The organism is Klebsiella sp. 4_1_44FAA, from assembly GCF_000238715.1.
GTDB lineage: Bacteria > Pseudomonadota > Gammaproteobacteria > Enterobacterales > Enterobacteriaceae > Klebsiella > Klebsiella pneumoniae.
The window spans coordinates 1,012,161-1,025,896 of sequence record NZ_JH414798.1 but is presented as its reverse complement, the minus strand read 5'-3'; the positions used below and the strand labels follow the sequence as shown (position 1 = coordinate 1,025,896).

General features: G+C 58.1%; 12 protein-coding genes and 1 pseudogene. 7 read left to right on the top strand and 6 right to left on the bottom strand.

Features of this window, described 5'->3' with window-relative positions:
* The first annotated feature begins 121 nt into the window (after positions 1 to 121).
* On the top strand, positions 122 to 817 hold the full coding sequence (locus tag HMPREF1024_RS20725) for an alpha/beta fold hydrolase (protein ID WP_004176102.1): 696 nt from the start codon (positions 122 to 124) through the stop codon (positions 815 to 817).
* A gap of 162 nt (positions 818 to 979) precedes the next feature.
* On the opposite strand, the gene HMPREF1024_RS20730 is transcribed toward HMPREF1024_RS20725, so the two are convergent.
* Positions 980 to 1,204, bottom strand: a complete 225-nt coding sequence (locus HMPREF1024_RS20730; RefSeq protein WP_009307825.1) for a hypothetical protein — start codon at positions 1,202 to 1,204, stop codon at positions 980 to 982.
* 202 nt (positions 1,205 to 1,406) lie between these two features.
* Positions 1,407 to 2,174, bottom strand: coding sequence for a helix-turn-helix domain-containing protein (locus HMPREF1024_RS20735; protein WP_009307824.1), 768 nt, complete (start codon positions 2,172 to 2,174; stop codon positions 1,407 to 1,409).
* Between the two features lie 109 nt (positions 2,175 to 2,283).
* Here HMPREF1024_RS20735 and HMPREF1024_RS20740 point away from each other — a divergent pair, with 109 nt between their 5' ends.
* Complete coding sequence (locus tag HMPREF1024_RS20740; RefSeq protein WP_009307823.1) at positions 2,284 to 3,075, top strand: sulfite exporter TauE/SafE family protein; 792 nt, start codon at positions 2,284 to 2,286, stop codon at positions 3,073 to 3,075.
* A gap of 88 nt (positions 3,076 to 3,163) precedes the next feature.
* On the opposite strand, the gene puuE is transcribed toward HMPREF1024_RS20740, so the two are convergent.
* From puuE to HMPREF1024_RS20755, 3 genes and pseudogenes are all read right to left on the bottom strand, one after another.
* Complete coding sequence (puuE, locus tag HMPREF1024_RS20745; RefSeq protein WP_004179983.1) at positions 3,164 to 4,096, bottom strand: allantoinase PuuE; 933 nt, start codon at positions 4,094 to 4,096, stop codon at positions 3,164 to 3,166.
* Positions 3,981 to 4,852, bottom strand: a pseudogene (hpxA, locus tag HMPREF1024_RS20750) (allantoin racemase). The gene puuE and the pseudogene hpxA overlap by 116 nt, the downstream one beginning before the upstream one ends.
* Positions 4,852 to 5,568, bottom strand: a complete 717-nt coding sequence (locus tag HMPREF1024_RS20755) for a GntR family transcriptional regulator (RefSeq protein WP_009307822.1) — start codon at positions 5,566 to 5,568, stop codon at positions 4,852 to 4,854. Before HMPREF1024_RS20755 ends, hpxA begins: the two are co-directional and overlap by 1 nt.
* 144 nt (positions 5,569 to 5,712) lie before the next feature.
* Between HMPREF1024_RS20755 and HMPREF1024_RS20760 the strand changes: the two genes are divergently transcribed.
* Both HMPREF1024_RS20760 and guaD read left to right on the top strand, forming a co-directional pair.
* Positions 5,713 to 7,209: an NCS1 family nucleobase:cation symporter-1 gene (locus HMPREF1024_RS20760; RefSeq protein ID WP_004891791.1), complete on the top strand. Its 1,497-nt coding sequence runs from the start codon at positions 5,713 to 5,715 to the stop codon at positions 7,207 to 7,209.
* Between the two features lie 101 nt (positions 7,210 to 7,310).
* Positions 7,311 to 8,621 carry a guanine deaminase gene (guaD, locus tag HMPREF1024_RS20765; protein WP_009307821.1) on the top strand — a complete coding sequence of 437 codons (1,311 nt, stop codon included), beginning with the start codon at positions 7,311 to 7,313 and terminating at the stop codon, positions 8,619 to 8,621.
* 98 nt (positions 8,622 to 8,719) lie between these two features.
* Here the strand turns inward: guaD and HMPREF1024_RS20770 are convergent, their stop codons facing one another.
* Positions 8,720 to 9,976: a sensor domain-containing diguanylate cyclase gene (locus HMPREF1024_RS20770; protein ID WP_032451321.1), complete on the bottom strand. Its 1,257-nt coding sequence runs from the start codon at positions 9,974 to 9,976 to the stop codon at positions 8,720 to 8,722.
* A gap of 398 nt (positions 9,977 to 10,374) precedes the next feature.
* Between HMPREF1024_RS20770 and HMPREF1024_RS20775 the strand changes: the two genes are divergently transcribed.
* From HMPREF1024_RS20775 to HMPREF1024_RS20785, 3 genes are all read left to right on the top strand, one after another.
* Positions 10,375 to 11,415, top strand: coding sequence for a LacI family DNA-binding transcriptional regulator (locus HMPREF1024_RS20775; RefSeq protein WP_004148452.1), 1,041 nt, complete (start codon positions 10,375 to 10,377; stop codon positions 11,413 to 11,415).
* A 192-nt stretch (positions 11,416 to 11,607) separates the two neighbouring features.
* A complete protein-coding gene (locus tag HMPREF1024_RS20780; RefSeq protein ID WP_009307819.1) occupies positions 11,608 to 12,531 on the top strand; it encodes a sugar phosphate isomerase/epimerase in 924 nt (307 codons plus the stop codon).
* A 13-nt stretch (positions 12,532 to 12,544) separates the two neighbouring features.
* On the top strand, positions 12,545 to 13,717 hold the full coding sequence (locus HMPREF1024_RS20785; RefSeq protein WP_009307818.1) for a Gfo/Idh/MocA family protein: 1,173 nt from the start codon (positions 12,545 to 12,547) through the stop codon (positions 13,715 to 13,717).
* Positions 13,718 to 13,736 lie beyond the last annotated feature (19 nt).

Below are 13,736 nucleotides of genomic sequence, written 5' to 3'. Positions count from 1 at the left end.
AGAAACTCTGTGGAAATAGACAAACGCCTATCCAGGGCTGCAATTTGATATTGTCGCTGTTAGTAAGATATTTTTAACCTGTCTTATCCAATAAATACACTGATGCATTTAAGCGAGAATTATGAGTTTAAAGCCGCGTAGAATCGTTTTAATTCCTGGGTTTATGCTGAATGAAATGCTTTGGCATGAATTTGAAACATATCTCCCGTCAAACTGTATTGTTCATCATGCAGCTGTAACTGAAGGACGAACCATTCATGATGTAGTGCAGCATTTGATTACTCTTCTGCCTGAGAAGTTTTCTTTGATAGGTTTTTCGATGGGAGGATATATTGCCCGACAACTGGCAGCAGAATTCCCTGAACGTGTAGAGTCCTTAGTGCTTATTGCCAGTTCCTTACGGGAAGATACGCCGTTAGAAGCTGAAGCAAAGCGGAAAAGCGTGCAGTCATTGTCCCCCACAACCTTTAAGGGGCTGAGCAGACATGCTATTGCCCGGTCACTCCACCCTCTAAACACATCAAATCAGGATATGATTTCAGCTATCCAGAAAATGGGATGCTCTCTGGGATTTGAAGCCTTCATCACGCAATCATCCTTATCCAGGCAAGGTATACCTTCTGCAACGATACGTTGTCCAACGCTGGTTATCGCCAGTGAAGATGATGCCATCCGTTCGATGAAGGAGGCAGAAGAATTGGTCGAAGCCATACCTTATGCGTCGTTAAGAATCATTCTGGATTGCGGCCATATGATTCCGCTCGAACAGCCCAGGGAGTTGGCAAGAATTATTGTTGAATGGATCCCTGCTACGTAAATTATTGGGGGTTTATCCGGCAAAAATCCGGATTTACTTCATCGGGGTAAGTTCCGCTCCTGGCTCAGAGCGGACATTCCCCTTTGCCGACGTGAAAACCGCTATTGCCTGACCTCATTCTGGTCAGCCAGATGTTCTGTCCCGCCGCCCTGCCGGCGGCCTCTATCTCAGTAATACCTGTATCAGTTGAACGACGATATACACTCCCGCTACCACCTGTATGATTCGAAATCCCCATCTCAGATAGCGCCATTGATAACGTTCGCTGGCATCAGCGGCTTCAATCGCGGGATCATAGCGTTTTCTTTTCCTGGTTCTGAAGGTATCGAATCCCCACAGGATGAGAAGAATGATGATGATGGTTTTTTCAACGATAAGATGGTTCACAAAGAGAGACTCCGGTCTTCTCACGGTTACAGGCAGAATAGATAAACCGCCTGGATGTAGCCACCACTAAATGTAGGGGTACCTGAAGACGAAGCCAGGCCTTCCTGGATTATCTGTCTTATGACCGCGTAAACGCATAGCAACGCCATAAAAGCGACATTCATTTCCGACACATGCTGCCGGAGTCCCCTTCCCCGACGCATCAGGCTGGGTGATAAAACGACGGCGGCTGCCCGGTCACGCGGCGGAACATGGTGGCGAAAGAGGACGCATTGTCGTATCCAAGGGATAATGCCACTTCGTTCACCGGTTTGCCTGCTATCAACCATGCCAGGGCGCTCACCACGCAGGCTCGCTGTCGCCAGGCGGAAAACGACAGGCCCAACTGCTTCAGGAAATGGCGGCGAAAGGTACTAGGACTCATAAACAGCGCCCTGGCCCAGCGCGCCGCAGGATCATGGATAGAGGGGTTAAGCAAAAAAGCCTGACAAAGCGCCAGCAGCGCCGGATGCTGCGGCAACGGAATGTCAAATTCGCGGACCGGCATAGCGGCCAGTTCCAGCAACATCAACTGTATCAGCGTGCGATCGCGTGGGCTATCGTACAACGGTGGTAAATCCACAGCCTCAAGCAGTAGCTGGCGCAACAGCGGCGAGACGCTGATCACTTCGCAACGACGGTGTTTAATGAAAGCGGCCACACAGTCTGGCTCAATATACAAGCTACGCGTGGTCACCCCTGCAAATCTGACGGCATGCACGGTTTCAGGGGGGATCCAGACAGCGTGTTGCGGAGGAACCACCCATTCTCCGTCCTGCGTAGTGACATACATCAGTCCGGTCGCGCCATACAGCAGCTGTGCGCGACGATGCTGGTGCGGGGGCAGGATAAATCCCTGCACATAGTCATTACCTAACGCCACCACATCACGATCGAGTCGATCGAACTCGTCAATTTTTACGTTGCGCACACCTGCCTCCCTCTGACCGATTTACAAAGGTAATTGAGCGCTACGCAAATGGGAAGCAGTACGCGACCGGTATAAGCTGCTCGCTCATTTTCAGGTCGGGGATACTCTCTTGAATGAGATCGTTATTATTGCGCTGGCAGGCTTTACTACCGGCATTACCACGGTGCTGTTCGGCTTCGGCGGCGGCTTTGTGGTGGTGCCCTTTGTCTATCAACTGATGCTCCGGCAGCCGGCGATCGCGGGCAACGCCATGCATGTCGCGGTGGCTACCTCAACGGCGGTGATGATATTTAACGCCGGCTGGGTCAGCTATCGAAACTGGCGGGCGGGCAGGCTTACCGCGCAGACGCTGTTTCCGTTGTTATGGTTTATTGCCATTGGGGCGGTGGTAGGCTCCTGTCTGGCGGGGATATTGAGCGAGAAGATCGTTCGCGTGCTGTTTATTCTCTATATGCTGGCAACCATCAGCGATTGTTTGTTGCGCAAGGGTTTTTTCACGGGCAGCGCTCGGCGTCGCCTGTCCCTGCCAGTGGTCACCGGCGGCGGTGTGATTATCGGTACGATCGCCGCATTGCTGGGCGTGGGCGGCAGCGTCATGACGGTGCCCCTGCTACGGCGACACGGGTATGCAATGCAGGAGTGCGTTAGCGCATCCAACCCGCTTTCTTTGCCCGTGGCGCTATGCGGGGCTGTGACCTATGCCGTCATTGGCTGGCACAGCATTCCGCTGAGCGGATTTCTTGGGTTTATCAGCCTGAAAATTTTAGGCCTGCTCGTCCTGACCGGCTGGGCCGGGATAGTGTTTAGCCGCCGGGCAATCCCTGCGGTACCTGATGTATGGTATGCGCGCATCTATGTGCTGCTGCTGTGCCTGGTACTCCTCGCCATGCTTATTCAATAATCAAATTACATTCTGGTAAACCGGTGTAACAGACGCGACCTGGCGGAGCCCTCTCCCTGAAGAGAGGGCCAGGATCAGGGGCAACAAGCTACCCGCGATACGGATGGGTTTCGCGCCAGTGGTCGGCAATCTGCTGCCGGGTGCAGACCCACACCTTGTCGTGCTGCTGGATATAGTCAAGGAAACGCTGCAGCGCGCGGAAACGGCCCGGGCGCCCCAGCAGCCGGCAGTGCATTCCCACGGACATCATCTTCGGTGCGGTTTCACCCTCGGCGTATAGCACGTCAAAGCTGTCTTTCAGATAGGTATAAAACTGCTCCGCGGTGTTGAATCCCTGGGCGGTGGCGAAGCGCATGTCGTTGGCGTCGAGGGTATAAGGCACGATCAGGTGCGGCCGCTGGCTGCCGTCGCTGCAGGCCACTTCGCTCCAGAAAGGTAAATCATCGCCGTAATAATCGCTGTCGTAATCAAAGCCGCCGTGCTCCACCACCAGCTGGCGGGTGTTAGGGCTGTCGCGGCCGGTATACCAGCCGGTGGGCGGTTTGCCGAACAGGTCGGTCAGTACCTGCACCGCTTTTTGCAGATGCTCGCGCTCCTCGGCAATATCCATGTGCTGATAGTGGATCCAGCGCCAGCCGTGGCTGACCACATCGTAATCCGCAGCCTTGATCGCCGCCACAATCTCCGGATGCCGCGCCAGCGCCATCGCCACGCCGAAGACCGTCAACGGCAGCCCGCGCTGGCTGAACTCGCGATGGATGCGCCAGAACCCTGCCCGGCTGCCGTACTCATAGAGTGAATCCATCGACATATGGCGCGCCGGGTAGCTGGCGGCGCCGATAATATCGGACAGGAACTGTTCCGAACCCGCATCGCCATGCAGGACGTGATTCTCCGCGCCTTCCTCATAGTTGAGGACAAACTGCACCGCGATCCGCGCCCCGCCCGGCCAGCGCGCGTGCGGCGGCTCCCCTGCATAACCTCGCAGATCGCGAGGATAGTGTTCCTGGTTCTCTCCCATCTCCTGCCCCTTTTAAAATGGATTTAACGACTGAAACTGTCCGCTTAACGCTTTTTTCTCCGGGAACGCTAAGTCCCCATGCTTGCTGGTCGCCAGGCCCAGCGCGACCAGCGACTCCACCATCTTCACCGCCGCGCTGACGCCATCGATCACCGGCACCCGCAGCTCGCGGGTCAGCTCCTGCGCCAGGGTCGCCATCCCGCCGCAGCCAAGAACAATCGCCCCGCTGCCATCCTCTTTCAGAGCGCGAATGCAGCGCTCACGCACTTTCTCCTGCGCCAGGCCACTGCCGTCTTCCAGCGCCAGCACCGGCAAGTCAATGGCGTGCAGCGCCGCGCAGTGTTGATGAAATCCGTACTGGTGCAGCAAATGACGGGCGATGATCAGCGTGCGCGGCAGCGTGGTCACAATGGAGAAACGGGTGGCGACCATCGTCGCCATATGCATTGCCGCCTCCGCGATACCGATCACCGGCCCCTGGGCCAGCTCCCGCGCCGCCAGCAGCCCCGGGTCGCCGAAGCAGGCGATCACATGCCCATCCACCCCCTGCTCGCGTCCGGCCCTGATCTGCTCCAGCACGCCGACCGCCGCGATGGCTTCGTCAAAGTGGCCCTCAATTGACGGCACCCCGGCGCGGGGACAGACCGCAAGGATCTCGGTGCCCGGTGCAGCGACCGCACGCGCAGCGGCGCCTATCGTTTCAGTCATCGCCAGGCTGGTGTTGGGGTTAATCACTTGTATACGAACGGAAGACATCACGACTCCTTGTGGCCGGCGAACAGCCGGGAAAAATCGGGCAGGCTGACGCCATCGCGCTCGAAGCACAGGCTGGCGACAATATGATCAAAATGGTGCATCAGCGCCTCGCTGAGCGGCTGCAGGGCTTTATCCCGCAGCAAACCGATCAGCTGCTGGTGATCGTCGCAACGGCAGCCCTGTCGCCAGGGGGCGCCCCAGGCGGCAATCACTAAAGAGGAGCGCTGGCTGAGGCGGGTCACCATCTCGGTGAGCACCGGGTTGCCGGAGATAGCCTGCAGCTGAATATGAAAGTCAGCGGAGTGGCGGATCGCCGCCGGGCCGTCGTGCGCCGCATGGGCCTGCTGTTCACGCTGAATAATGTTCTCCAGCGCCGCCAGATGCGGCGGCTGACAGCGCGCGATCACATCGGGGAGATTGGCGACCTCGAGCAGCGCCCGGGTGCGAAAGATCGCCTGGGACTCTTCCACGCTCGGGCTGGTGACGTGTGCACCACGTTTGGGCGTCAACGTGACCAGTTGCACAGCGGCGAGTCGTTGCAGCACCTTTCTGATGCCGGTGCGGCTCACGGCGAACACCTCGGCCAGCGCCTCTTCCGGCAGTTTGCTGCCCGGCGGCAGCTGATGTTCGACGATAGCCGTCATCAGCGCCTGGTAAATGCTTTCGTCCTTGTCCTGCAGCGCTGGCGCGGCCTGGAGACGATGTTCATTATTCATTAACCCACTCCGGTTTCACTTATCGATAGCAGATCGTATACATAAAATTTAATTTTTGTATACAAGATTCATCATTCTGGCCTGGATCCTGCAATAGCCTCAGCAATCCATATCAAAGGGTTTTCATTCAGAGGAGCAGGTTTCATGCCACATTCATCCCACACGCAGCAGACGAAGACTCACGAGGCGGCCGCCGGCTACAGTCCGCGGCTATGTAATGACGATCTGGCGCCGACCCGCGACCAGAACTGGAGCTGGTACAATATCTTTTCATTCTGGATGTCGGACGTGCACAGCATGGGCGGCTACGTAGTGGCGGCGAGCTTCTTTACGCTTGGGCTGGCCAGCTGGCAGGTTCTGCTCTGCCTGCTGGTGGGCATCTGTATTGTCCAGCTGTGCGCCAACCTGGTGGCGAAGCCGAGCCAGATGGCCGGGGTGCCTTACGCGGTGATTTGTCGTCAGGCGTTTGGCGTTTTCGGCGCCAATATCCCGGCGGTGATCCGCGGGCTGATCGCCTTTGCCTGGTACGGCATTCAGACCTATCTGGCGGCGAATGCCCTGATGCTGGTCCTGCTCAAGTTCTGGCCCTCCCTTGCCTCGCTGACCAGCAGCAGCTTTCTCGGGCTGTCGCCCCTCGGCTGGCTGTGCTTCGCCACTATGTGGCTGCTGCAGGCGATGGTGTTCTGGCATGGCATGAACGCCATCAAACGCTTTATCGATATCGCCGGTCCGGCGGTTTATGTGGTGATGCTGGCGCTGGCCGGCTGGATTGTATACAAGACTGGTCTGGACGGTATCTCCTTTACCCTCGCCAGCAAATCCCTGAGCGCCGGCGAGCAGACCTGGCAGATGATCACCGCCACGGCGCTGGTGGTCTCCTACTTCTCCGGGCCGCTGCTTAACTTCGGTGACTTTTCCCGCTACGGCAAAAGCATGGGCGAGATCCGCCGCGGTAACCGCTGGGGACTGCCGTTTAACTTCCTGCTATTCTCGGTGGTGACCGTGGTGATTGTCTCCGGCACCCAGTCGCTGTTCGGCAAAATGATCACCGACCCGATCGAAACCGTCAGCCGCGTGGGTAACGATCTGGCGGTGGCCATCGGCCTGCTGACCATGATCACCGCCACCATCGGCATCAATATCGTGGCTAACTTCGTCTCGCCGGCCTTCGATTTTTCCAACTGCGCGCCGCAGAAAATCAGCTTCCGTACCGGCGGGATGATTGCCGCGGTGGGCTCGATACTCCTGACGCCGTGGAACCTGTTTAACTCGCCGGAGCTGATCCACTATACCCTCGACGTGCTGGGCGCCTTTATTGGCCCGCTGTTTGGCATCCTGATCGCCGACTTCTACCTGATCAAACGCGGCCGGGTGTCAGTGGACGATCTGTTTGACGATACGCCGCAGGGTAAATACTGGTACCGCAATGGCTTTAACCCGAAAGCGATTGCCGCCCTGCTGCCGTCGGTGGGCCTTGGGCTGATTATCAGCTTTATTCCGACCCTGCATGAAGTGGCGAACTTCAGCTGGTTTATCGGCGTCTTTCTCGGCGCCACCGCCTACCGCTGGCTGGCTCGCGACGAGCGTGAAGTGCAGGCGAAAGCCGCCTTCCGCTCCGGCGCGGTGGCGCAAAAAGAGTAACCTTCCCCTTCTGCCGCGGCGTCTGGCCGCGGCAGGCTGCAAACTGGCACCAATCTTGCTGTTTATCACTATTCCCAGAGCGTTAAGAGAAGGCAGGTTCGATGATGGATTACCAGACCGCGGTGCGCGGTGCATTTTTTGATATCGCCGGCGTGGCGGAGACCCCGGATGAGGTGGCCGCCCAGGCTCGCTATCTCGATGATGGCCTGTTGTTTCTGCAGGAGGGGAAAATTATCGCCCTGCTGCCATGGCTGGAGGGGGAAGCCTTTCTGCATCCGCTGAAGGGCTATGTCGACCTGCGGGGCAAGCTGCTGTTGCCGGGTTTTGTCGATACCCACATTCACTATCCGCAGACCGAGATGATCGGCGCCTTTGGCGAACAGCTGCTGGAGTGGCTCACCACCTACACCTTCCCGGTGGAGAGCCAGTTTGCCGATGCGGATTACGCGCAGGAGATAGCGCAGTTTTTTGTAAATCAGCTGATAAGCCATGGCACCACCACCGCGCTGGTGTTTTGTACCCTGCACCCGGCCTCGGTGGAGGCGTTATTCAGCGAAGCGCTGCGCCTCAATATGCGCCTGATCGCCGGGAAAGTGATGATGGATCGCCATGTGCCCGACTACCTGTGCGAAACCGCCGGGGAGAGCTACGAGCAGACCCGGGCGTTGATCCGCCGCTGGCATCAGCGCGGCAGGCTGGGCTATGCCATCACCCCGCGCTTTGCCCCCACCTCGACCCCGGGGTTGCTGGAGGCGGTGCAGCGCCTGCGGGCCGAGTTTCCCGACACCTGGCTGCAGACGCATCTCAGTGAAAACCGGGAGGAGATCGCCTGGGTTAAACAGCTGTGGCCTGAGCATGCGCGCTATCTGGATGTCTATCACCACTATCAGCTCACCGGCGAACGCAGCGTCTTCGCTCACGGGATCCATCTCGATGATGCCGAGTGGCAGTGCCTGCATGACACCGGGTCCGCCGTCGCCTTCTGCCCGACGTCGAATCTGTTTCTCGGCAGCGGGCTGTTCCGCCTGCCCGCCTGCTGGCAGCACCAGGTGCGGATGGGCATCGGCAGCGACGTCGGAGCCGGGACCACCTTCAGCATGCTGCGGACGCTGGGCGAGGCCTACAAGGTAGGACAACTGCAGAGCTATCGCCTGCGCGCCAGCGAGGCCTTCTATCACGCCACCCTTGGCGGGGCGCGCGCCCTGCGGCTGGAGGAGAAAATTGGCAATTTCCAGCCGGGCAAAGAGGCGGATTTTGTGGTGATTGACCCGGCGGTCACCCCGCTGCAGCGCCTGCGCATAGGCCGCTGCCATGACATTTATGAGCAGCTGTTCGTGCTGATGACCCTGGGTGATGAACGCAATATCAGCGAGACGTGGGTGAATGGCGAGCGGGTGTGGTGTCAGGACTGACCCCTCAGCCAGTCCCACTTCCTGAAAAGAACGAGAAAACGCACCATACCTTGTTTGCCACCTTAACGCAGGCTAACCCACTACAGGCGGGGGCTTATTCAGGCGGCGCCATCTCTACTGCGCCGTCGCTCAGAGCTGTCAAAAGGCATGCGCGTCACCCGATTACGCCCGTCATTTTTTGCCGCATACAGCGCTTTATCGACGCGGGAAAACAGTTGATCAACCGTTTCGCCGTCATGATGTTCAGCCACGCCGATGCTGACGGTCACCGACAGCGTCTGGTATTCGCTAACCGCCTGGCGGATCCCCTCCGCCAGTATCAGCGCGCGGCCGATCGGCGAATGGGGCAAAAAAAGCAGAAACTCTTCTCCACCCCAGCGATAAATTTTATCTTCGCGGTCGACCGACGTTTCCAGAATACGAGAGAGCACCAGCAGGACCTCATCGCCTTTTTGATGGCCGTGAATATCATTAATGCTCTTGAAATGATCGATATCGATTAACAGCAGACAATAACCCCGGGGGATAAAAGTTGGCGCCTCAACCAGACGGTGAAACTCCCGGCGATTAAGCAAGCCGGTTAACGGATCGTGGGCGGCGGAAAATTCCAGCTCTTTTTTCAGATGCACTTCTTCGGTGATATCGTGAATGATGCATAGCATCAGTCGAATATTATACAGCACCACCGGCCCGGCATAAGTTTGGACATGACGTAGCGAGCCGTCAGCCAGAATATGCGTAAAATTAAGCGGTTTATGACCGCCAGGCAGACTGGCAATATTATTCATAATGGGGATGACGTCCCGGCCCAGGGTATTTATTTGCCAGGTATGTTTGGTGCGCATTTCCTCATCGGAATAATGATAAAAACGTAGCGCGGCAATATTGGCATCGACAATCCGGCCATCTTTATGAGGGTCGATCAACAGCATCGGCGCGGTATTGGTCATAAAAAAGCGAGCGAAAAAGCCATTGTTACGCCGCTGGTAGCGGCGGGAGCCGGTATGAATCGACTGATTTTGCGCCAGCAGCTTCACGGCTTCAAACAGCAGCAAGCAACCACAGTCTTCGGTATCAATCAGGGTGGTTTTGCAATACACCGACTGCAACCCATTGGCGGTGGGTAACGTCCAGACTTCGAATATCTCGCTCATGGTGTCGAGATAGCGAAGGTAGTGCTGCAGTTGCGTTTCCGGACAGGTGGAATAAACACCGTTACGCATCTCATTGAGCGACATCTCGCCGCTCAATGTCCGGGAAGCCTGATTGGCATAGACCACCCTTTCGTTAAAAGGATGAACTACCCATATCGGGGTGCTTAAGACCTCAAAAACAGCCAGCTCTTTTAATAACATACAGGCCCCAAACCGACCCACTGCCGGCGCGGAACGGCACTTAACGCTGTGCAGCCCCAACGCTGGTTTAAAGTGAAAGCAAAATAGACACCGAGAAACCGCAATTACGCGCGAGCGCGCCAAGTATAGTCGGTTATGCGCCCAGTAAAGCCCTCTGAGGGTGACTTTGCGCGCAGTTTAACCAACAGAAGCGATGCTGCCTTTAATAATAATTTTATTTCAACAGCATAGCAGCAATGCCAGAACGGGTAGTCGCTTTTGATCACAGAGTGTGCATCGCCAACAGGGGTTACCCGGCAGGCGCAGCGGCATAGGCCAGGGCGGGCAGAGAGTCGCTTTTCTGCCCAGGCTAACCGTGATAGTTTCTATCATTACGCTCATTCATAGCGACAATTACCTTGAAAAAAATCGCCACTAAAATCACCCTTGCCGACATTGCGCGTGAAGCGCGCGTCGGCGTAGCCACCGTCGACCGGGTGCTCAATAAGCGCGCGGCGGTGAAAGAGTCCACGGCGCGGCGCGTGCTGGAGGCCGCCCGCCGGCTGGGTTTTACCCTCGAGCAGCCCCACTATCGCCTGGCTGCCGGCAAAGCGCCGGTCACGATCAGAATGGGCTTTATCCTGCTGCAGGAGAGCCACTCCTTCTACCTGCCGTTGGCCCGGGCGCTGACGCGCGAGGCTGCCCCATGGCTACCGGCGGGCCAGGCGCCGGTGATACTGCATTTTGCCATCGATGCGGTGGAAGCGATGGCTCAGGCCATTCACCGACTCAGCGATGAAGTGGAGGTGCTCGGCCTGGTGGCGCTGGATCACCCGCTGATTCGCCACGCGGTGGCCCGGGCCGCCGCCCGCGGCGTGCGCGTGTTCACCCTGCTTTCCGATCTGTCGGTCCCCCAGCGCAGCGGGTATATCGGCCTCGATAATCATAAAGCCGGGCGCACAGCCGCCTGGTTTATCGAGCGCTTATGCCGGGGGAATGGCGAAATTGGCATTATCATTGGCGATAATCGTTTTACCTGCCAGGAAAGCTGTGAGATCAGCTTTCGCTCCTGCCTGCGAGAACAGGGCAAGGGGCAACAGATCCTTGAGCCGGTTCGCAGTCATGAACGGGCGGATATCGCCAGGACCGTGACGGAACAGATGCTGACTCAGTACCCGGCCCTGCAGGCGATCTACGCCCCCTGCGGCGGCGTCGAAGGGATCGTCGACGCGCTGCGCGACAGCGGCCGTCAGCAGGAGATCGCTCTGGTCTGCCACGGTCCGCTCAGCGACAGTGAACTGGCCCTGATCGATGGCACCATCGACATCATGCTTAACCACCGGCTGGATGAGTTTGCCGCCGTTACGCTGCGCGCCATGGCGGACGCTGCTTCACGCCCCCATAGCGAGGTGATTTCACTCCCTCAGCCTTTCGATATCATCACCAAAGAAAATATGTAAATTTTCGGCTCCGTCTCCAGCGGAGACGGTTATCGGGCGGACCGCGCCACCTCTCGACTTGATAAAAAATTATCAAAAAATCCATCAATTAAAATCATGATGATTATCATAAAATCAAAATTCCATCATTGTTGATAATGAAATCTTTATTCAATACTCAGCGGCATCCCTTGTATGAAAAAGGAAGCCGACATGATACATCCTATCGCTAACGCCCCCTGCAGCTGGGGCGTCGATGACCCGAAAAACCCTAACCTCCCTGCCTGGGCTACCGTGCTTAAGGAGGCGGCGCAGGCTGGCTATCGCAGCATTGAGCTCGGCCCCTGGGGTTATCTCCCCACCGATCCGGCCAGCCTGCGCGCGGCGCTGGAGCAGCATCAGCTGTCGCTGGTCGCCGGCACGATCTTTGACGATCTGGTGAGCGAGGCCCATTTCCCCACCCTGGTGGCGCTGACCCATCAAATCTGCCGCAATCTGTCGCAGGTAGCCGCTGCCGAACCGATCCCGGGCCGCCCTTTCCAGCCGCCCTATCTGGTGATTATCGACTTCGGCAACCCCGAACGGGCGCGCTTTGCCGGGCGCGGCGCGCTGGCTCCGCGCCTCAATGACAAAGACTGGCAGCGCATGATGGAGCACATTATCGCCCTTAGCACCCTCGCCTGGCAGGAGTACGGTGTGCGGGCGGTTATCCATCCGCACGCCGGGGGTAGCATTGAATTCGCGGATGAGATCGAGCGGCTGGCCAACGATATCCCGCACGACGTCGCCGGGTTGTGTCTGGACACCGGACATCTCTATTACGCCGGGATGGATCCGCTCGACTGGCTGGATCGCTATTACCACCGCCTGGACTATCTGCACTTGAAGGATGTCGACCCGCAGGTTTATCAGCGCGCTATCCATGAAGGTATCGACTTCTTCACTGCCTGCGCCGAAGGGGTGATGTGCCCGCTCGGCAGCGGCGCCATTGACTATCCGGCTATCAAAGACTTTCTTGCCCGCCGGGGGTATCAGGGCTGGATAACCATTGAACAAGAGCGCGACCCGCGCCATGCCGCAGGCAGCCTGCAGGCGGTCACGGAAAGTCTGCGCTATCTGCGCGACGTCGGATTCTGACAGGAGGCACGACATGATTAACGGTTTAAAACCTCTCGACCGCACCCTGCGCTGGGGCATGGTCGGCGGCGGCGGCAGCAGCCAGATCGGCTATATTCACCGCTCTGCAGCGCTGCGCGATAACACCTTCACGCTGCTGGCCGGCGCCTTTGATATTGATGCCGAGCGCGGACGCCAGTTCGGCCAACGGCTGGGGGTGGATCCCGACCGCTGTTACGCCGACTATCAAAGCCTGTTCCGCAGCGAGGCTGCCCGGCCTGACGGCATTCAGGCGGTGTCAGTTGCCACGCCAAATAACACCCACTATGCCATCTGTCGGGCCGCGCTGGAGGCCGGGCTGCACGTGGTGTGCGAAAAGCCGCTGTGCTTCAGCAGCGAGGAAGCTGACGAGCTGGTGGCGCTCAGCCAGCGGCGGCGCAAGATCATCGGGGTGACCTACGGCTATGCCGGCCACCAGCTGATCCTGCAGGCCCGGCAGATGATCGCCGACGGGCTGCTGGGTGATATCCGTATCGTTAATATGCAGTTTGCCCACGGTTTTCACGCCCAGCCGGTGGAACAGGAAAACGCCAGTACCCGCTGGCGGGTCGATCCCCGCTTCGTCGGCCCCAGCTATGTGCTGGGCGACCTGGCCACCCATCCGCTGTTTCTGGTCGAAACCATGGCCCCGCAGCTGAAGATCACCCGGTTGATGTGCGCCAGACAAAGTTTCGTCAAAAGCCGCGCGCCGCTGGAAGATAACGCCCATGTACTGATGGAGTATGACAACGGGGCCATCGGCTCACTGTGGAGCTCCGCCGTCAACTGCGGTTCGATGCACGGGCAAAAGGTGCGAATCATCGGTGAAAAAGCCAGTCTCGAATGGTGGGATGAACAGCCCAACCAGCTACGCTACGAAATCCAGGGCGAACCCGTGCGCATCCTCGAGCGCGGTATGGACTATCTCGATCCGCTGGCGCGTCAGGATGATCGCATCGGCGGCGGCCATCCCGAGGGACTGTTTGAGGCATGGTCGAATCTCTATCGCCGCTTCGCCATCGCCATGGATGCCGCCGACCGTCGCGACGAGGCGCTGCTGGCCGACTTCTGGTACCCGGACGCCCGCGCCGGGGCGTTCGGCGTCCGCTGGGTGGAAAACTGCGTGCGTTCTGCCGACAACGGTGCCTGCTGGGTCGACTTCCGCTAACTCGCCGGCTCAGGGCGTT